The organism is Sulfitobacter marinus (assembly GCF_900116285.1).
GTDB lineage: Bacteria > Pseudomonadota > Alphaproteobacteria > Rhodobacterales > Rhodobacteraceae > Sulfitobacter > Sulfitobacter marinus.
Window position 1 is genome coordinate 832,860 of the sequence record NZ_FPAJ01000001.1, and the last position, 18,497, is coordinate 851,356.

Here is an 18,497-nt window from a genome sequence, read left to right on the forward strand (position 1 = left end):
TCCGCAGCACTATGTGCGCTTCGTTTGGCTTTTGTGACAGTAGTGTTACAGTTTTATGACAGCGCAGGAAACTGTCATCTTTTTTTTCACCTGCCCTTAGTCTTGGGCCGGGTCCAAGGGCAGAATCACCGTGAACCGGCTGCCTTTTCCAAGCTCGCTGTCGATTTTCAACCGTCCGCGGTGACGGCTTAATATATGTTTTACAATCGCCAGACCCAGCCCCGTCCCGCCAAGTGCGCGGCTGCGGTGGCTGTCGGCGCGGTAAAACCGCTCGGTCAGGCGCGGGATATGTAGCGGATCAATGCCGGGGCCGTGGTCAATGACCGTGACCCGTACCGCTGGGCCGCGCAAAGACGGATCACGCAAGGTAGTTTCAACGTCAATCTCGACGGTTTTGCCTTTGCCGCCATATTTGATCGCGTTTTCAATGAGGTTGGTAAACACCTGCAACAACTGATCAGAATCGCCAATCATCGGCAAATCATTATCGGCCATGCGCGGCACCAAGGATACCTCGGCCTCGACCGCGAGGGGGTTCAGGTTGCGCAAGGTCGATTGCACCACATAGCGCAGATCAACCTTTTGCGTTGGCCGCAGCCGTTCTTCGGATTCGACCCGGCTGAGCGACAGCAAATCGCCCACCAAGCGGTTCATGCGCTCGGCCTCTCCGGTCATGATCCCCAAAAATCGGTCACGTGCAGGTGCATCATCGCGCGCCGGCCCGCGCAAGGTTTCGATGAACCCCATCAAGGCGGTCAGCGGCGTGCGCAATTCATGGCTGACATTTGCCACAAAATCGCGACGCATCTGGCTGGCCTTGGTCAGTTGGGTGATGTCCTGAAAGCTAAGCAACACATAATCGGACCCGCTGACCGCGCTGACATAGACCTGAAATCGCGTGTCATTGCCCCCGTCACTGGACAGGTAATGTGCCTCGTGGGGTTTGCCATCACGTTGGCATTGTTCAACCGCGTCGACCACCGTGGGCTGGCGTAAAACATTGATATAATGCCGGTCCAATGCGGCAGTCCCTACAAGGGTCTGTGCCGCCGTGTTCATGGCAACAATCCGTTCAGCGCGATCAACCGCAAGGGTCGGCAAAGGCAATGCCGCCAGCAGATCGGGCAAGAGCGGCCGGATCACCATCCGCTAGACGGGTTTTAGATCGCGGCGGAACCGGCGCGCGTTTTCTTGGTAATGCTTGGCGCTGGCGGTCAGCCCTGCAATCGCGGCTGCGTCCAGTTCGCGCACAACTTTGCCCGGCGCGCCCATCACAAGCGACCCGTCGGGGATCACCTTGTTTTCCGTGATCAACGCCCCTGCCCCGATCAGGCAGTTCTTGCCGATCTTGGCCCCGTTCAGGACCGTCGCCCCCATGCCCACCAGTGAATTGTCGCCAATGGTACAGCCATGCAGCATGACTTTGTGACCAATGGTGCAGTTTTCGCCGATGGTCAGCGGGCAGCCCGGATCGGTATGAAACACGCAGTTTTCCTGCACATTGCTGCCCGTGCCGACGGTGATCAGCTCGTTGTCACCGCGCAGGGTGCAGCCGAACCAAACCGACGCTCCGGCCATCAGCACGACATTGCCAATCACATTGGCATCCGGTGCAACCCACGCATCTGCATCAACCCTCGGGGCCGTATCGACCAAGGCATATAGGGTCATTCTGTTTCCTCAAATTCGGCTTGCAGTGTACGGACATGATCCACCAGATTGGGCTGCTGGGAAAGCCGCAACCGCTCTGCCACGATGATCGCCTTCAGCTTGGCCTCGGTCTCGGCCAGATTATCGTTGATCAAAACATAGTGGTAGCCATCCCAATGGCTGATCTCGTCCCAGCTTTTTTCCATGCGCAGGGCAATGGTTTCGGCGGTATCCTGGCCGCGTGTTTCCAGCCTGCGGCGCAGTTCGCGGATCGTGGGCGGCAGGATAAAGATCGACAAAACATGCTGCTTGAGCGCTGAGGTGCTGATCTGTTGCGCACCTTGCCAGTCGACATCGAACAACACATCACGGCCTTCGTCGATAGAGGCTTCCACCGGTCCCTTGGGCGATCCGTAGTAATTGCCAAAGACCCGCGCATGCTCCAGCATCTCGCCGGATTTCACCATGTGGCGAAACTTGTCTTCGTCAGTAAAGAAATAGTCTTTGCCATCGACCTCGCCCACGCGAGGGGTACGAGTGGTGGCGGACACGGAAAACTGCAGCGACGGGTCCCAATCGCGCAGCTTGCGCGCAAGGGTCGATTTACCCGCCCCCGAGGGGGAGCTGAGGATAATCAAAAGGCCGCGACGATCGCTCATGTTTGTCTCCACATACTTTGTTGGACGGACAAAGAATGCATGAACTGGCGACTGTCAACAAGCATAGGGCAGATTCCGCCGTGTTATAGCCGGGATTTAATCACCGATCCCGACGCCAGTAGGTGGCGCTGATCTGCGTTGTTTTATCGAGGCCCAGCACCTTTTTAAAATGCGCGCGCAGGGCTTGTGCGTTGCCAAACTCACCGGCGAAAAACGCGTATCCGGTCGTGTCCTTGATGGTCAACCGTTCGGCCATCGCGACGACGTTTTCCTCAAACGCGTCTGGCGACAGGGTGTGAACGGTCAGCCCCGTTTCTGGCAGATAGCTACGATAGTCGACGGAGGCAGGCAGCGCTACGACCACATCGCCCATAGCATCCTGCGACAGCCGCGACAGCAATTGCGCAACCGCTGGCAGTCCGGTGCCATCAGCCGCAAGAAAATAAGATTTCGCCTCGGGCAGGTTTCGTATACCTGCAGGGCCCATCGCCCCGACCAATTGCCCTTGGCTCGCGTTTTGGGCCCATTGCGAAATCATACCGGTGCCATGGCGCACAATATCGATATCGACCTCTTCGACATCCGCACGGATGTTTTTCAAGGTGACATAGCGGGCGTGCAACTCGTCTGCGCCCACGGGCCAAATCGGCGCGCCGTTTTCGCCCATCACCGGCCAGACCGGCACACGGGACGGATCACAAGGCAAGATGAGCCGTAGATGAATCCCACGGGACTGAAGCGCCTTAATATCCGGGTAATGCAAGGTGACCCGCTGCATGCCGTCAAACAACATTTCGCTTTTTAGCACGGTAAGCACGCGAAAATTCTCGGGCGTGGTGCCAATCTGTGCCTGCTCGTTATTCCAGCGGATGCTTTCAGCTGCAGCGACATCGAATTCTTCAACGTGATGAACGATCCCCTCTTTGGTAAAGCTCATCGCGTGCTCGTCCGGGGCCTCAAGGCGGATGCGCAGACCTCGGTCCTGCGGGAAAAGTTCAATCCGGTAGCCATCATTCTCAAAACTATGCGCGCCATCATCGGCGACGTTAAAGAACATGCCATGATCGTCGCGCATATGCGCGACAAACTCACCCAGCAACGCCTGTGGTGCAGCGAGGGCGATGGTGGTTTCTGCAGTGACTTTTTGCATAGCTAACCTTTGGTTTGGCTAAGGAATATGGACGTTAACCAATGAAAAAAGGGCGGCGCATAGATATGCGCCGCCCTCGTACTGGTTACCAACTATGGGTCAGTCTGACCTGTACTTCGCGGCCAGGGCTGTAGAAGTTTGCATAAGCACCGCCATAGGCCACGTGCTTTTCATCAAACAGATTGGTCACGCTTGCAGACAGTGTTGTCTGCTTGGTCACATCATAAGACACCGCCGCATCCACAACAAAGAAGCTGCCTGTCTCACCAGACGTGTTCGAGTCGGCAAAGTAATAGCCGCCGTTAAAGCGCAGGCCGACACCCGCTGTCAGATCACCGCGTCCAACGTTTTCCCAGGTGCGGCTGCCCCAGATCGACGCGATATGCGACGACACCAACGCAGGCGTGTTGCCGACGTTACCCGATGTTCCATTCTCGACGATCTCGCCATCAAGGAAGCTGTAGGCTGCCGTCACATCATATGCACCGAACTCGGCCTTTGCTTCCAGATCCAGACCGCGCACGCGGACCTCACCAATGGGTTCGGACATGTTGGTCACCGGGTTAGTCCGGCTGATGTTGGTCTTGGACAGCTGATAGACCGACGCCGAGAACAACGCATTGGTGCCAGCCGGGCGCCATTTCGTGCCAAACTCGATTTGATCACCTCTTTCGGGATCGACCCCTGCGCCCGCAGGCACAACCGATTGGGCGTAGCTACCGTACAAAGATACCTCGGGGGTGATCTTGTAGGTCAACCCGATGCGGCCTGTCGTCTCAGATATGTCATTCTGAGTGGTGGTGTTTTTGAGGTTGTTTTGCTTGGTGATATCAATCCAGTCGTGGCGCAGGCCAAAGGACAGGATCGTTTTATCGCTCCAGTTCAGCTCTTGTTGCACATATACTGCATGGCTATCGGTGTCGGTATCCTCGTCAGCATAATCCGCTACACTGGTCGGTGCACCGGTGGGCACAGGGTTGTTCAAATTAACCGACGGGGCCGATCCCCAATCCCGATGGTCGGTGGTTTCGGATTGCGAAAATTCGACACCTGCAACGGTCTTGCTTTTGACGCCCCCGATGACGGTATCATAGGTCAGATGCGCATCAGCGATCAGCGCTTTGGTGGTGCCGGCGCTTTGGAAGAACGCACGGTTGACGGTGGTCCCAGTCGTGCCGTTCACATAGGCGTAGCCAAAGTCGTCTTCGCGATCAACATAGCGCAGATTTCCCGAGAATTTCAGCCCGTTGCCGAAATTGTGGTCGGCCATAAGTGACACGGAGGTCCGCTCGGCCCCGCGATAGTTATAGTCCGGCTCGCCATAAAAGGCAGAGCTGCGATCGAAATCATAGCCGACAGGAAAACCACCGCTGCCCGGCACATAGTCCATGTCAACATGGTCAATAACAAGGGTCAGTTCCGTCGCATCAGACGGGCGCCAGGTCAGCCCACCCATGATGAACAGTTCATCGTTTTCAGAGAACGGGTATTCAAGCTCGCCGTTGCGCAGCAGACCTGTCAAACGATAGCTTAGCGTGCCATCGTCGTTCAGTTTGTCACCAAAATCCAGACCGACTTCTTGCGTATTGAAAGATCCGATTTGGGTGTAAACTTCGCCAAATTTCTCATCGCGCGGTTTTTTGGTGACGTAGTTCACCGAACCGCCGGGATCAGAGATACCAAAAGTAGCGGAATTCGCACCTTTGAAGACTTCGACCCGCTCATAGGCGAACGGCTGTTCGCGGAAACCGCCAAAGTTTTTCCCGATCATCAGACCATCGCGGTAGGTGTGCGCCGTGAAACCGCGCAACGTGAAATAATCATACCGATCATCTGCACCGTAACTATCCGTGGAGGCACCGGCGGTGTAGTTCAGCACCTCTTCGACGGTGTCGGCATTGCGCTGCTTGATCTCTTTGCTGGTTACAACCGAAACGCTTGCCGCGATGTCCAACAGGTCGCCGGAAAACTTGCCCCCCGAATCGATACCAGTTGCCACCACCGATTGCGCATCAGAGGCACCACTGTGGGAACCCTCGGCCTCTAGTGTCACGTCGTCCAGACGGTAGGATTCCTGCGCGACTGCGGCAGCTGGCAACATTGCCGTGCAGCACATCAACAATGACTTGAGGGATCCATGCCCAAAGCGGCGGGGTGTAGAAAGAGAAGGTAACAAGGGAAGCTCCGATATAACTTAGTGAATCACTAAGATAAGGCTATAAATCGCATAGCCTCAAAGCTCTAGCCTAATGCGACTCTTTTTGTAGGTTATTTTTATGCGGCGTTGTTCGTGCGGCGCGCGACCTTGTGGCGGCCGATAGGAACCATGGCTGGCGTGTTGGAAACCGGGTCATTGATGATCTGGCATTCCAGCCCGAAAACATCGCGCACCAGCGCTTCGGTGAGGATGTCAGCGGGCGCGCCTTCGGCGTAGATCCCCTTGTCCGCCACCGCGATCAGATGATCCGCATACCGCGCCGCAAGGTTCAGGTCATGCAGGACCATCACAATGGTGGTGCCCCGGCTGGTGTTCATATCAACCAGCACATCCAGCACATCGACCTGGTGCGATACATCCAGAAATGTGGTGGGTTCATCCAGTAGCAGCAGCTCGGTTTCTTGGGCCAAGGCCATCGCGATCCAGGCCCGCTGCCGCTGCCCGCCTGACAATGTATCCAGCTCGCGCTCGGCCAGCGCTTCGATTCCCGTCGCCTTAAGCGCCTCAGACACGGCGCGTTCGTCATCATCGCCCCACCGCGAGAAAAGCCCGTGATGCGGATGGCGGCCCCGCCCGACCAGATCGGCAACGGTAATGCCTTCGGGGGCGATGGGCGATTGCGGCAACAACCCCATGATCTGCGCCACATCGCGTGACCGCATTTGATGCAAGGATTTGCCATCCAGCAAAACCGTCCCGGACTGCGTCGGCAAAATCCGCGCCAACGTGCGCAGTAGCGTCGATTTACCCGATGCATTGCCGCCGACGATTGCCGTGATCTGCCCCGGCCTCAGCCCAAGCGTGACATCTTCAAGGATCGCGCGTTGATCGTATCCGGCGTAAAGCATCTGTGCTTCAAGCGTTCTATCAAAGCTCATATTGTGCCCCCGTTCCGGTTGGTGCGCACGATCAGATACAACAGAAACGGTGCACCAACCGCCCCCGTGACAACGCCCACAGGCAGCCGTGCGGGCAGCAAGAACTGACCCGTGAAATCGCCCGCCAGCACCAGGATCGCGCCGACAAGGCCCGCAGCCGCCAGAATACCACGCGACCCGCCCAGCAAACGCGCGGCAATAGGCCCGGACAAAAACGCGACAAAGGCGATGGGCCCCGCAGCGGACGTGGCAAAAGCCACCAACCCAACGGCCGCCAAGGTGACGCGCAGCCGCGTGGCTTCGGTATGCACGCCAAGGGCACGGGCCGCGTCATCGCCCAAACGCAGGATATTCAAATCCCGCGCGCTGGCCGCCAGCAGCCCGCCAAAAACAATCAACGCCCCCAGAACGGGAATAACATCCGGCAATTGCGCCCCGTTCACACTGCCCGTCAGCCAGCGCATCGCCTCGGCGCGGTCCCATGCGGGAGCCTCAAGCAGGATATAGGCCGTGACGCTGTCCAACATCGCCGACACGCCGATCCCGATCAGGATCAACCGCGCCCCGGCCGCACCCCGATTGGACGACAACGCCCAGATCAGGGTCGCAACCAGCAAACCGGATACAACGGCAACGGCAGAAACCAGCCAGCCGTCAAAAGCTAAAATAACAATCGCAAAAACCGCTGCGGCACCGGCGCTGGCGCTGATCCCGATGATGTCGGGGCTGGCAAGAGGGTTGCGCAGCATCACCTGAAATGCGACCCCGCCCAAGCCAAAGCATAGCCCCGTTACCACCGACATCAGCGCACGCGGCAACCGCAGGTCGTTGACCACAAATGTCGCCCCAGATGCATCATCGCCCATCAACGCAGCAATCACGTCACCGGGCGCAAAGCATCCGCGCCCGCAGCTTAGGGTGATAGCCGTCAGGATCAGTGCGGTCGCGATCAACAAGGCCAAGATCACCACACTGCGCCGGTTAACCCGTTGACGGATTGCGCCTTGCACCGCGTCCGATGCCTCTGCCGTTTGAACGCTCACAACCCGCGCATCCTTTGCCGCCGAACGGTCCAGATAAAGAACGGCGCGCCGACGAATGCCGTGACAAGCCCCACGTCCAGTTCGTTCGGACGCGCGACGATGCGCCCCAACACATCGGCCATCCCCAACAGGATCGCACCGCCAAGCGCCGACAACGGCAGAATGGTTCTGTAATCAATACCCCCAATCATCCGGCACATATGCGGCACCACCAGCCCGACAAAGCCAATGGGGCCGCACAGCGCTGTCGCCGTACCGCACAGCACAATCGCCCCAGCTGCCGCCATCGCGCGGCCCCACGCTACGTTTTGCCCCAACCCTGCGGCCATTTCCTCGCCCAAGGCCAGTGCATTCAGAATGCGCGCCGATCCCAAGCTAAGCAAAAGCCCGATAGCAAGGAACGGCAGGCTGGGCAGGATCGTGTCAAACCGCGCGCCGCCGATGCCGCCCACCTGCCAAGACTGAATGCTGCCCGCGATGTCGTTGCGCGGCAACACCACCGCAATGATAAACGCAGATGCGGCAATAGAGGTCGCCGTACCCGCCAAGGTCAGCTTGAGAGGCGTCGCACCGCCCTGCCCGGTTGATCCGATCGCGTAGACAAAAACCGCCGCACAGCCCGCGCCGGCAATGCCCAGCCATAGAAATGTTGTCGCACCGCTGATGTTGAACCACGCGACGCCCACCACAACGAACAGGGCAGCACCGGCATTCACGCCCAAAATTCCCGGATCGGCCAACGGGTTGCGGGTAATACCCTGCATCACCGCTCCCGCGATCCCCAAGGCTCCGCCTGCCAGAACGGCCAGTGCCGTGCGCGGCATCCGCACTGCGACAGCAGCGGCACCAATGGTTTCGATCCGCCCCGTCAGCCCGTCCCAAATCTCGGACCATGGCACGCTGCGCGTCCCAACGGCCAGCGACAACCCAACGGTCGCCAACAGCAGCGCAACGACACCAAACACACGCATGGCCTTATGATCGCGGCTTAGGGTCACCCCTCGCCGCGCGCCACAGCATCTGCCAAACGGGTCAGATAATCCTCAAGCACGTAGTCGATCGAAAGCGGCGTCGGGTTGGCTGCGGTGCCCATCGGATCATTGGCCAGCAAGATCACCGACCCGCGTGCAATCGCCGGGAAACGGGCAATCAGCGGGTTTTTCACCAACTCACTGAGACGCGCCATGTCGCCATATGTCACGACAACATCGACATCATTGAACAAATCAATCCGCTCGGCGCTGACACGGCCGGAATATTTGCCCGCTTCGCTGGCTTCGCGCACCGCGCGGGGCGTGGCCATGCCTAGGTCTTCCAGAAACTGCACCCGCTGATCCGCTGCGGCGTAAAAGCCAATCGTGCTAAGGTCGCGAATATCCAGATGGGTCACGAACATGCCAGTTTTCCCCGCAAGCTGGGGATAGTCCTGTAGGGCTGTCGCGATACGCTCTTCGATCTGCGCAACCATCGCCTCGCCCTCGGACGCCATGCCAAGCCCTGCCGCGTTCTGGCGGATCATTTCGCGCCATGTGGTGGTCCACGCGCCATCAGGATAGGCCACAACAGGGGCGATCCGGCTAAGCGTGTCGTAATCCGATTGCGAAATACCGGAATAGGCCGCAAGGATCACATCAGGGTTGGTCGACGCAACCGCTTCAAAATCAATGCCGTCGCCCTCGTCAAACAAAACCGGGGCCTGCGCGCCCAATTCATCAAGCTTTTCAGTCACCCAAGGCAACAACCCGTCACCATCATCATCGCCCCAGGACGCACGGGCAAAGCCCACAGGAACGATGCCCAAGGCCAGCGGCACCTCGTGGTTGGCCCAGCCGACCGATGCCACACGGGTGGGACGCGCTTCGATGACTGTCTGCCCAAAGGCGTGTTCGATTGTGACCGGGAATTCCTGCGCTGCCGCTGACGTTGCCCACAAAGCGACCCCGATACTCATCAAAACGCGTAACATGAAACTTCCTACTCTGATTATATGATTAGTGCTGAGGAGCACGGCGCAGCTGGCCTAGCGCCCCTTGATCTTGATCGTGTATTGACGCCGCGCGCCTGCCGGCGGTTTGGGAAATGGCGCAGCTTTGCGGATCAGCGTCAGAGCCGCCTGATCCAGCGCAGCCGACCCCGAACTGCGCGCAACAGAAACCCCGCCCAAACCGCCGCTCGCCGAGATCGTAAAGGCAATCACGGCCTCGCCCTTGGATTTGACCCGCGGTTTGCCCACCCGCGAGATCCGGCGCATCACTTGACCGGGGTAGTTGCTGACCGCAGCATTCCCCGCCTGAGAGGCGGCTTTTTTGGCCTTGCCTGTGGTTGTCGCCTTGGCGTTTTTGTTTTTGCCCGTCTCTGCGCCCTTGGTGTTGTTACGCTTTGCATTGCCACGCGCCGTCGCCTTTTTTACCGGTTTCTTTTTGGGCTTTTTCTTGACGACTTCGGGGGTCTTTTCCTTGGGGCGCTGCGACTGCAACGGGGCATCGGTCTTGGGCGTTTCGGTGACAATCGTCTCGGGCTTTGGGGCCCCAGTGGGTGCCGGAGGGGTCGCAGGCACCGGCGTCAACGCCGCCATCACGAGAGGGGTCGGTGTCACCGGCTGTGTCAGCTCGGGCGTCAGTGCCAGTTCCGGCTTCGCAATGGGCTCGGGTCGAACGGGCTCCGCTTTTACAGGCTCGATCACTTCAGGTTCGACAGGTTGTTCTACCTCGGTATCGGGCGTCTTTGCCGTCAAGGTGCCAACGGCCATATCCTCAAATGTGGACCCCATTCTGGCTTCAACCGGGGCACCCCCGCCAGCCATTTCGATCCGGTTTTTGGGCACGCTGAACTGCGCCGCGCCAGCAACAATACCCGTCGCCAGAACCAACGACACACCCCTGGCAAGATGAGAGCGAAATATCATTCCAAAGCCCTTTTTGTAACCAGCATGACGCGCTGTGCCCCTGCGCTGCGCAAATCCCGTGTGAGGCTGACCAGCGCCGCCGCAGGAAGCGTACGGTCCGGCACGATGCGCACGGTTTCCCGGTCTTCCTCAGACAGGCTCGCGACAAAGGTGGCAGCGTCGGCCTGATCTTCGCCCTCAAAGCTGATGCGCCCATCGGGATAGACGACCAAGGCATTTGGCGGGGCTTGGCCGTCCAATTCGCGGGTCTCAACCAGCGTCAGGGACGGATCAAGCGGCTGAGCCAAGGTGCCCGCGACCATAAAGAACACAAGCATCAAAAAGACGATGTTGATCAAGGCGATGGTCGGTTCGCGTTGGGGCTTGGCTTTTGCAAACTTACGCATGTTCAGCCCCCCAGAACCGAGACCTGCAAAGCAGGAAAACCGCGCAGCGCCACCAGCAAATCCGTCAGCCGTTGCGCATCGACACCCGCCTTGAGCGAGACCAGCAAAACCGTACCTTCTTGAGCCTGACCGACGCTGGATGACGCCAATGCGTCCAGCCCCACATCGTCGCCGTTCACCCGCAGGGTTTCAGTGCCAAGCTGCAAAAACAACGGCTTGGCATCACTAGGGGCGGCCGTCCCCGGTCCCGCCGCGGCCAGCTCCACCTCGGAGAATTTTGAAAAGGTAGAAGTGAGCATAAAGAACAAGAGCAGCAGAAAAATGACATCAATCAGCGACGTCATCGATAATCTGCGTCTGCGCGTGCGTGGCCTAGCCATGGGCGGCAACTGCCCCCTCATATGCGCTGGCCTGACTAGGTGATGGCCCTGCGGCGGGGTGCAGAACGGTCAGGATCGCCTTGTCAGCGATCACGCGCTCGGCCTCCATCCGCTGTTCAAGCCAGCTAAGGATCACGGCGGTGGGCATGGCCACCACCAGCCCCACGGCTGTGGTCAAAAGCGCCACCCAGATACCACCGGCCAGAATTGACGGATCGACCTGCGACCCGGCAGCTTGCAAAGCCTGGAACGCCTCAATCATCCCCAATACCGTTCCGAACAGCCCCAACAACGGGGCCAACTGCGCAACGGAATCAAGCAAACGGAAACCGGTTTCAAGCTTGGCAAACTGGGCCTCAGCCTCGGCCTGAAGCCGCTCTGCCCCGGTTTGGGGCGCTGACATCGCCTGATCTACCACAGGCACCAGATAGCTTTTGGACCGGCCCAATGCCGTCCGTGCGCCAGCGCGGTCCCCCTGATCCCATGCCGCAACGGCCTGAGACAGCGCCGTGTGACGGCCAACAGCCGAACGCCAAAATTGCCATGCTTTATATATGGATACGGCAAGGGTCAGCACAGCGACTGCCATCAGAACGACCACAACCGGGCCGCCGGTCTCGGCGATCTGAGCAAAGGACTCTGCGATGGCGTTCACGATACCCATCATCAGCCCAACACCTCGATGTCGGCACGCGACGATGGGCGCAGACCGGTTTCACACGCATCTGGCGCAATGCCGTCGCCTTCGCAGGTGCTGGCACCGTTAAACAATACGCGACCCAGATCATCGCAGCTGATTTGCGGCACGGCGAACTGACGCACACGGGGGCGTTCGGGCGGCAATGTGCCAAAATCGAACAGGGTCAAGCGGCTGACCTGACCTGCCTTGTCAAACAAGGCGACCTCGTAGACCAGTTTATCAACAGGTGTTTTCATCCCGTTCGTGATCATGAAAGACAACGTGCAGGCCTCGGCGCTTGATTCAGCGGCATTCAGCTCGACCGCGATATGACCGCCGGTGTCAGATTGTTGTGCGCAAGCGATCTGCGCCGACAAAACAAGCGGTACCGCCAGAAAGGCGAAACGGAAACGGGGCATGGAGACTCCTGACCGGGTAATGGTTGCTGTGTTGGCTAAGACGGCGTGCGCCCTTGGCTGGTCATCGGCGCTGGAAATTAAACAATTTCACCAAAACGCGTGATTCCACGTTTGCTACCAAACAAACGGCGCCGCGACAATCCCGACTTTTATACTCAACTACTGAAGGCTGGTAGAAAAAAGCTTTGATTGAGGAGGCCTGTGCACAGCAGGACACCAATCAGTAAGCACCCTGCCCGCAGGATTTATTCGACGTTCTGCACCTGCTCGCGCATCTGATCGATGACGGCCTTTAACGCCAGCCCGACGCGCGTCAACTCGGTATTCTGGGACTTTGAGCACAAGGTATTAGCCTCGCGGTTGAATTCCTGCATCAAGAAATCCAGCTTACGGCCGACCGGCCCGCCCTGGCCCAGCAGATCACGCGCCGCGCTGACATGCGCATGCAAACGGTCGATTTCCTCGGTGATATCCGCCTTGACCGCGATCAGCGCCAGTTCTTGCGCCAGCCGGTCCGCATCCACGCCTTCGGTGTTCTCAAGCACCCGCGCCAGATTGCGCTGCAAGTTCTGTGCCATCTCGGCTTTGCGCTGTTCGGCAAGCGCCGCGGCTTGCAGGGTGAGCGCTTCAATCTCAGCCAGTTGTGTTTGTAGTACCTGTTCCAGCGCTGCCCCTTCGCGGGCACGCATGGCGTTGAAAGCCGCCAGAACCGTTGTGAACTCGGCCAGCAGCGCCTTGGCCAGCCTTTCGACATCATCATCAGTGGTCGCTTGTTCCAAGACACCGCGCATGGTCACGATATCGCTTGCTTTGGACGGGGCCAGCGACACGCCCGCATCCATTGCACGCGTTTCGATCTGTTGCAGCGCCTCCAGCACGGTATCCAGCTGGGCGGCATTCACCGTCAGGCTGCCCGTATTTTCGTCGCGGGCGATCCGCAGATTGCACGAAACATTTCCCCGCGCGATCTGCGCGCTAAGCTGTTTGCGCAGTCCCGCCTCTAGCCCGTCCACCCAATCTGGCACGCGCAAGCGCAGATCAAGCCCCTTGCCGTTGACCGACCGCAATTCCCACCCCCAACTATGGGGAGGCAATGCGCCACTGGCTGAGGCAAAACCGGTCATTGAACGTATCATAGGGCATCCTGTGGGCTGGGGCTCTGCCCCGCTTTAAAATCCAAACTGCGGTTCTGGGCAAGCCCCATGGGCAAGTTCCCGCGCCCGCTATCCCTAGCCAAAAGTTAACCACTTCATGAGATTTGTATGCAAATTTGCGATGAAATTGTTATAACAGGATCAAAGCGGCACTTTTGTGCTGCCCTCAAATACGAGCAGCGGTCGAAACAACCAATAAGCGCCGACCACAACACAGACGCAACCAAGACGAGACGGAATTCATGTACGAGCATCCAAAAGACCCCCAGAATATCGTCAAGTTGAACGATTTTCACGCGCATCACAGCTTTTCGGCCATCGCCCAGGTCGAAGCCTATTGGGAAGGTCTGCGCCAAGACAGGCTGCTGCCCAAACGGTCGGACATCGACCCGCGCGGGATCGAAGCGGCGCTGGAATATGCCTTTATCCTGGAACGGGTCGCCCCCGGCGTCGCGCGGATGCGCATCGCAGGTAGCCATCTGAGCGATCTGATGGGCATGGAAGTACGCGGCATGCCGATCACTGCATTCTTGTCGACGGAGTCGCGGCGCAGGTTCAGTGACACGCTGGAAGAGCTGTTTAGCACCCCCGCTGTAGGCACCCTTGCCCTGCGCAACGAGACAGGGGCCGCCGAAGGGCGCATGGTATTGCTGCCGTTGAAAAGCGACATGGGCGATGTCACCCGCATGTTGGGCTGTTTCGTGACCAAAGGTGACATTGCCGCCGACCCGTGCCGATTTAACATCGAAGATATCCAAGTTCGCCCGCTTATGGCTCAGCAACCTGTGTTTGACCGCGCGCCTCAGCCCCCCGTGGCTGACGCCCCAAAAGCGCAGCGCCCTGTACGACAGCAGTGCACGGACGGGGGCAGCGTTCCCTATCTGCGGCTGGTAAAGTCCGACAGCTGACGGGCAGCTATCCATAACCTCCCACAAAAAAGGCCGCGCATCACATGATGCGCGGCCTTTTTACTCAACCTTTTTAACCGCTTAGATTGCGACCTTGGCCTGATGTGCCGTCCGGCGCGCCGACAGCTCTTCGGCCACAAGGAACGCAAGCTCCAGCGACTGGCTGGCGTTCAGACGGGGATCACAAGCTGTGTGGTAACGGTCTGACAGATCTTCATCCTGCACAGCACGCACACCACCGGTACATTCGGTCACATCCTGGCCGGTCATCTCGAAATGTACGCCGCCCGGAACGGTCCCCTCGGCTGCATGCACTGCAAAGAATTCACGGACTTCGCGCAGGACGGAATCAAAGGGCCGCGTTTTATAGCCGCTGGACGATTTGATCGTGTTGCCATGCATGGCGTCACAGGTCCAAACCACGTTCGCGCCTTCTTCCTGCACGGTTTTGATCAAGCGCGGCAGGTGTTCACCCACATTGCCCGCACCGAACCGCGCGATCAGGGTCAAGCGCCCCTCCTCGTTTTGCGGGTTCAGCTTTTTCATCAGCAGTTTCAGGTCGTCGCTGGTCATGGTCGGGCCGCATTTCAACCCGATTGGGTTTTGTACGCCACGCGCGAATTCCACATGGGCACCGTCCGGCTGACGGGTACGGTCGCCGATCCAGATCATGTGGCCAGAGCCTGCCAACCATTTACCGGTTTGGCTGTCCTGACGGCATAGCGCCTCTTCATACTCAAGCAAAAGCGATTCGTGGCTTGTATAATATTCCACCGATTGCAGGGTATGAGCCGTCTCGGCCGTGACACCCGCTGCCGCCATGAAATCCAAAGTGTCGGAAATCCGGTTGGCAATGTCGCGGTATTTCTCGGCCTTTTCGCTTTCGGTAAAGCCCAAGGTCCATCCATGTACCTGATGCACATCAGCATAGCCGCCCGTTGAAAAGGCGCGGATCAGGTTCAGCGTCGCAGCCGCCTGCGTGTAGGCGCGCAGCATCTTTTGCGGGTCTGGAATGCGGGCTTCCGGAGTGAAGTCGAGCCCGTTGATGATATCACCACGGTAGCTGGGCAGCTCAACGCCATCGACCACCTCTGTCGGGGCGGAACGCGGTTTGGCGAACTGACCCGCCATACGCCCCACTTTGATCACAGGCACCTTGGCACCATGGGTCAGCACGATCGCCATTTGCAGCATGACCTTGAATGTATCGCGGATCATGTCACTGCTGAATTGCTCAAAGCTTTCGGCGCAATCGCCGCCCTGAAGCAAGAACGCCTCACCGCGACCAGCGGCGGCCAGATGCTTTTTCAACCGGCGTGCTTCGCCTGCAAAAACCAACAATGGATACCGGGACAATTCTGCCTCGACAGCCTGCAGTGCAGCCTGGTCTGGATAGTCGGGCATCTGGATCCGCGGTTTGTCGCGCCAGCTTGATTTTGTCCAATCGGTCATCTTCTCTCTCCGAAGTAGGCATAGCGCCGGATGTCCTGCGCTAACGGTTGAGCCAACGGTATACAAAAGCCAGCGCCCAGTGACCAGAACCGAATTCCCCCTATTGACCTTTGCCCCCTCACGCGGGCAAGGTTTTCGGCAGGTTTTTACGCCAGAGGAACCTGACCTACGAAAATTTCCACATTACTGAAAGAGCAGCGATGTCAGACACGCAATCGGCCATCCGCATCCCGGTTAACGAAGATAGGCCAAAGCTGTTTGTTTTTGTCTTGCTCGAAAACTTTACCATGCTGAGCTTTGCGTCGGCTGTGGAATGTTTACGCATAACCAATCGGATGGCGGGCCGCGAGGTGTATAACTGGCGTTTGATCGGCGAAGGCGGGACCTATGTTAGCTGCTCAGCTGGCGCACAGTTCACGCTTGATGGCGATCTGGACGAATTGCGCCGCGAGGATACGCTGGTGATTTGCAGCGGCATCGACGTTCAGGCCGCCACCACCAAAAAGCTGTTGGGCTGGCTGCGCCGCGAGGCCCGCAAGGGCATGATGGTCGGCGGGCTTTGTACTGCGGCCTTTACACTGGCCAAAGCCGGATTGCTGGATGGCAAAAAGGCGACGATCCACTGGGAAAATCAAGACAGCTTTACCGAGGAATTCGAAGACGTCACCCTGACCAAATCGGTTTTCGTGGTTGACGGCAATCGGATGACCACAGCGGGTGGGACGTCCTCGATTGACCTGATGCTGAAACTGATCGCCGATGATCAGGGCGAGGAAATGGCCAATTCGGTGGCCGATCAGCTGATTTATTCGTCGATCCGCACAGACCAAGACACCCAACGTTTGTCCGTGCCAACCCGCATCGGCGTGCGCCACCCCAAATTAAGCCAAGTCATCCAGATGATGGAACGCAATATCGAGGAACCGATCAGCCCCTCGACCTTGGCAAAAGACGTGGGTATGTCGACCCGCCAGTTGGAGCGCCTGTTCCGCCGCTATCTGAACCGCAGCCCTAAACGGTACTATATGGAACTGCGTCTGCAAAAGGCGCGCAACCTGTTGATGCAAACGGATATGAGCGTGATCAACGTGGCGCTGGCCTGCGGCTTTGCCTCGCCCTCACATTTCTCAAAATGCTACCGGGCGCATTACGACACCACCCCGTACCGCGAACGCGGATCACATGCAGCACGGTTGTCCATTTAGGCAACTCGAATGTGCCCTACATTGACCAGCGCGCGATTTTTTCCAAATCTGGCACCGCAGGGCAGGATTTTTCAATCGCCAGCGCGGCTTGACCTACGGTGAACGCTTGATTGCGCTTTTCTTTTTGAAAAACCCCGCATAGGCTTTGCTCCGAACATAAAAAGTTCCAACAAGGGAGATAACAATGAAAAAGATGCTTATGGCCACAACGGCTGCGGCACTGCTTGCGACAAACGCTTTTGCGGGTTCGCACGCGACAGAAGTGAAAATCGGGATCGAATTCGGATTTACCGGCCCAATTGAATCGCTGACCGGCCCCATGGCCTCTGGCGCTGAAATGGCGATGAAAGAAGTCACCGACAGCGGCAAACTGCTGGGCGGCGCGACTGTCACAGGTCTGCGCGCGGATTCCGGCTGTATCGACAACGCGCTGGCGGTTGCCGGTGCTGAACGTCTGATTTCCGAGGGCATCAACGGTCTGATCGGCGCGGATTGTTCCGGCGTGACAGGTGCGGTTTTGCAAAACGTCGCCATTCCAAACGGCATGGTCATGATTTCGCCCTCCGCCACATCGCCCGGTCTGTCCACAATGGAAGACAACGGTCTGTTTTTCCGCACCTCCCCATCGGATGCGCGTGAAGGTCAGGTTATGGCGGAAATCCTGCAAGAGCGTGGCGTGAAATCCATCGCCCTGACCTACACAAACAACGACTACGGCAAGGGTCTTGCTGACGCGATCCAAACCTCGTTCGAGGCCGTAGGTGGTGAAGTGACAATCGTTGCGGCCCACGAAGACGGCAAAGCAGATTACTCTGCCGAAGTTGGCGCGCTGGCGTCTGCTGGTGGTGAAATTCTGGTTGTTGCGGGTTACCTTGACCAAGGTGGTCCTGGCATCATCAACGCCGCCCTTGATACCGGTGCATTCGACACATTCGGTCTGCCAGGTGGTATGATCGGTGACACATTGCCCGGTCGTATCGGCGATGATCTGAACGGTTCTTACGGTCAAATCGCCGGTTCCGAGGGTCAAGGCATCGATGTTTTCGCCAAAATGGCCGAAGGCGAAGGCTTTAACGGGACATCGCCTTACACCCCTGAATCCTATGACGCAGCGGCGCTGTTCATGTTGGCGATGCAGGCGGCAGAATCCACAGATCCAGCCGTGTACGGCCCCAAGATCCTTGATGTGGCCAACGCACCGGGCGAAAAAATCTATCCCGGCGAACTGGCAAAAGCGCTTGAGCTGATCGCAGCTGGCAAGGATGTTGACTATGTCGGCGCATCCGCAGTCGAACTGATCGGCCCCGGTGAATCCGCCGGTACATACCGCATGATTGAAGTCAAAGACGGCGTGATCGAAACCATCGGTTTCAAGTAAGCCTTTCTTACAGTGACATTGCAGCAGTCCGGG

General features: G+C 58.3%; 19 protein-coding genes. 3 read left to right on the top strand and 16 right to left on the bottom strand.

The features are described 5' to 3' along the window. Positions 1-96: 96 nt before the first annotated feature. The 15 genes from BM347_RS04090 to BM347_RS04160 form a co-directional block, all read right to left on the bottom strand. A complete protein-coding gene (locus BM347_RS04090) occupies positions 97-1,146 on the bottom strand; it encodes an ATP-binding protein (RefSeq protein ID WP_093915099.1) in 1,050 nt (349 codons plus the stop codon). A 3-nt stretch (positions 1,147-1,149) separates the two neighbouring features. Next, positions 1,150-1,671 carry a gamma carbonic anhydrase family protein gene (locus tag BM347_RS04095; RefSeq protein ID WP_093915100.1) on the bottom strand — a complete coding sequence of 174 codons (522 nt, stop codon included), beginning with the start codon at positions 1,669-1,671 and terminating at the stop codon, positions 1,150-1,152. Beyond that, positions 1,668-2,309 carry a guanylate kinase gene (gene gmk, locus BM347_RS04100; RefSeq protein ID WP_093915101.1) on the bottom strand — a complete coding sequence of 214 codons (642 nt, stop codon included), beginning with the start codon at positions 2,307-2,309 and terminating at the stop codon, positions 1,668-1,670. The genes BM347_RS04095 and gmk overlap by 4 nt, the downstream gene beginning before the upstream one ends. A gap of 100 nt (positions 2,310-2,409) precedes the next feature. After that, a complete protein-coding gene (locus BM347_RS04105; protein ID WP_093915102.1) occupies positions 2,410-3,459 on the bottom strand; it encodes a siderophore-interacting protein in 1,050 nt (349 codons plus the stop codon). An 85-nt stretch (positions 3,460-3,544) separates the two neighbouring features. After that, the gene (locus BM347_RS04110) at positions 3,545-5,560 is read right to left on the bottom strand and encodes a TonB-dependent siderophore receptor (RefSeq protein WP_217644004.1); all 2,016 of its coding nucleotides are present in this window, start codon (positions 5,558-5,560) and stop codon (positions 3,545-3,547) included. Between the two features lie 173 nt (positions 5,561-5,733). Beyond that, on the bottom strand, positions 5,734-6,555 hold the full coding sequence (locus BM347_RS04115) for an ABC transporter ATP-binding protein (protein WP_093915104.1): 822 nt from the start codon (positions 6,553-6,555) through the stop codon (positions 5,734-5,736). Next, positions 6,552-7,598 (bottom strand): FecCD family ABC transporter permease, encoded by a 1,047-nt coding sequence (locus tag BM347_RS04120; protein ID WP_093915105.1) that lies wholly within the window; start codon positions 7,596-7,598, stop codon positions 6,552-6,554. The genes BM347_RS04115 and BM347_RS04120 overlap by 4 nt, the downstream gene beginning before the upstream one ends. After that, positions 7,595-8,569, bottom strand: a complete 975-nt coding sequence (locus BM347_RS04125) for a FecCD family ABC transporter permease (protein WP_093915420.1) — start codon at positions 8,567-8,569, stop codon at positions 7,595-7,597. Before BM347_RS04125 ends, BM347_RS04120 begins: the two co-directional genes overlap by 4 nt. A gap of 23 nt (positions 8,570-8,592) precedes the next feature. After that, positions 8,593-9,564 (bottom strand): iron-siderophore ABC transporter substrate-binding protein, encoded by a 972-nt coding sequence (locus BM347_RS04130; RefSeq protein ID WP_093915106.1) that lies wholly within the window; start codon positions 9,562-9,564, stop codon positions 8,593-8,595. 54 nt (positions 9,565-9,618) lie between these two features. Then, a complete protein-coding gene (gene tolA, locus BM347_RS04135; RefSeq protein WP_093915107.1) occupies positions 9,619-10,503 on the bottom strand; it encodes a cell envelope integrity protein TolA in 885 nt (294 codons plus the stop codon). Then, entirely contained in the window at positions 10,500-10,889 is a 390-nt protein-coding gene (locus tag BM347_RS04140; RefSeq protein WP_093915108.1) for an ExbD/TolR family protein, read from the bottom strand. The genes tolA and BM347_RS04140 overlap by 4 nt, the downstream gene beginning before the upstream one ends. A gap of 2 nt (positions 10,890-10,891) precedes the next feature. Next, positions 10,892-11,233: a biopolymer transporter ExbD gene (locus BM347_RS04145; protein WP_093915109.1), complete on the bottom strand. Its 342-nt coding sequence runs from the start codon at positions 11,231-11,233 to the stop codon at positions 10,892-10,894. 28 nt (positions 11,234-11,261) lie between these two features. Beyond that, the gene (locus BM347_RS04150; RefSeq protein ID WP_093915421.1) at positions 11,262-11,933 is read right to left on the bottom strand and encodes a MotA/TolQ/ExbB proton channel family protein; all 672 of its coding nucleotides are present in this window, start codon (positions 11,931-11,933) and stop codon (positions 11,262-11,264) included. 2 nt (positions 11,934-11,935) lie between these two features. Then, positions 11,936-12,367: a hypothetical protein gene (locus BM347_RS04155; RefSeq protein WP_093915110.1), complete on the bottom strand. Its 432-nt coding sequence runs from the start codon at positions 12,365-12,367 to the stop codon at positions 11,936-11,938. A gap of 245 nt (positions 12,368-12,612) precedes the next feature. Then, positions 12,613-13,503 (bottom strand): YicC/YloC family endoribonuclease, encoded by an 891-nt coding sequence (locus BM347_RS04160; protein WP_093915111.1) that lies wholly within the window; start codon positions 13,501-13,503, stop codon positions 12,613-12,615. A gap of 260 nt (positions 13,504-13,763) precedes the next feature. Here BM347_RS04160 and BM347_RS04165 point away from each other — a divergent pair, with 260 nt between their 5' ends. After that, complete coding sequence (locus BM347_RS04165) at positions 13,764-14,429, top strand: PAS domain-containing protein (protein ID WP_093915112.1); 666 nt, start codon at positions 13,764-13,766, stop codon at positions 14,427-14,429. An 81-nt stretch (positions 14,430-14,510) separates the two neighbouring features. On the opposite strand, the gene BM347_RS04170 is transcribed toward BM347_RS04165, so the two are convergent. After that, entirely contained in the window at positions 14,511-15,881 is a 1,371-nt protein-coding gene (locus tag BM347_RS04170; RefSeq protein ID WP_093915113.1) for a class II 3-deoxy-7-phosphoheptulonate synthase, read from the bottom strand. A 200-nt stretch (positions 15,882-16,081) separates the two neighbouring features. Here BM347_RS04170 and BM347_RS04175 point away from each other — a divergent pair, with 200 nt between their 5' ends. Both BM347_RS04175 and BM347_RS04180 read left to right on the top strand, forming a co-directional pair. Further along, positions 16,082-17,086, top strand: coding sequence for a GlxA family transcriptional regulator (locus BM347_RS04175; RefSeq protein WP_093915114.1), 1,005 nt, complete (start codon positions 16,082-16,084; stop codon positions 17,084-17,086). Positions 17,087-17,270: 184 nt separating this feature from the next. Next, on the top strand, positions 17,271-18,464 hold the full coding sequence (locus tag BM347_RS04180) for an ABC transporter substrate-binding protein (protein ID WP_093915115.1): 1,194 nt from the start codon (positions 17,271-17,273) through the stop codon (positions 18,462-18,464). Positions 18,465-18,497 lie beyond the last annotated feature (33 nt).

What these genes read in the sequence shown, in the direction of transcription:
- BM347_RS04090 (WP_093915099.1), bottom strand. Translation starts at nt 1,146, where the DNA reads ATGGTGATCCGGCCGCTCTTGCCCGATCTGCTGGCGGCATTGCCTTTG.
- BM347_RS04095 (WP_093915100.1), bottom strand. Translation starts at nt 1,671, where the DNA reads ATGACCCTATATGCCTTGGTCGATACGGCCCCGAGGGTTGATGCAGAT.
- gmk (WP_093915101.1), bottom strand. Translation starts at nt 2,309, where the DNA reads ATGAGCGATCGTCGCGGCCTTTTGATTATCCTCAGCTCCCCCTCGGGG.
- BM347_RS04105 (WP_093915102.1), bottom strand. Translation starts at nt 3,459, where the DNA reads ATGCAAAAAGTCACTGCAGAAACCACCATCGCCCTCGCTGCACCACAG.
- BM347_RS04110 (WP_217644004.1), bottom strand. Translation starts at nt 5,560, where the DNA reads ATGTTGCCAGCTGCCGCAGTCGCGCAGGAATCCTACCGTCTGGACGAC.
- BM347_RS04115 (WP_093915104.1), bottom strand. Translation starts at nt 6,555, where the DNA reads ATGAGCTTTGATAGAACGCTTGAAGCACAGATGCTTTACGCCGGATAC.
- BM347_RS04125 (WP_093915420.1), bottom strand. Translation starts at nt 8,569, where the DNA reads ATGCGTGTGTTTGGTGTCGTTGCGCTGCTGTTGGCGACCGTTGGGTTG.
- BM347_RS04130 (WP_093915106.1), bottom strand. Translation starts at nt 9,564, where the DNA reads ATGTTACGCGTTTTGATGAGTATCGGGGTCGCTTTGTGGGCAACGTCA.
- tolA (WP_093915107.1), bottom strand. Translation starts at nt 10,503, where the DNA reads ATGATATTTCGCTCTCATCTTGCCAGGGGTGTGTCGTTGGTTCTGGCG.
- BM347_RS04140 (WP_093915108.1), bottom strand. Translation starts at nt 10,889, where the DNA reads ATGCGTAAGTTTGCAAAAGCCAAGCCCCAACGCGAACCGACCATCGCC.
- BM347_RS04145 (WP_093915109.1), bottom strand. Translation starts at nt 11,233, where the DNA reads ATGACGTCGCTGATTGATGTCATTTTTCTGCTGCTCTTGTTCTTTATG.
- BM347_RS04150 (WP_093915421.1), bottom strand. Translation starts at nt 11,933, where the DNA reads ATGGGTATCGTGAACGCCATCGCAGAGTCCTTTGCTCAGATCGCCGAG.
- BM347_RS04155 (WP_093915110.1), bottom strand. Translation starts at nt 12,367, where the DNA reads ATGCCCCGTTTCCGTTTCGCCTTTCTGGCGGTACCGCTTGTTTTGTCG.
- BM347_RS04160 (WP_093915111.1), bottom strand. Translation starts at nt 13,503, where the DNA reads ATGATACGTTCAATGACCGGTTTTGCCTCAGCCAGTGGCGCATTGCCT.
- BM347_RS04165 (WP_093915112.1), top strand. Translation starts at nt 13,764, where the DNA reads ATGTACGAGCATCCAAAAGACCCCCAGAATATCGTCAAGTTGAACGAT.
- BM347_RS04170 (WP_093915113.1), bottom strand. Translation starts at nt 15,881, where the DNA reads ATGACCGATTGGACAAAATCAAGCTGGCGCGACAAACCGCGGATCCAG.
- BM347_RS04175 (WP_093915114.1), top strand. Translation starts at nt 16,082, where the DNA reads ATGTCAGACACGCAATCGGCCATCCGCATCCCGGTTAACGAAGATAGG.
- BM347_RS04180 (WP_093915115.1), top strand. Translation starts at nt 17,271, where the DNA reads ATGAAAAAGATGCTTATGGCCACAACGGCTGCGGCACTGCTTGCGACA.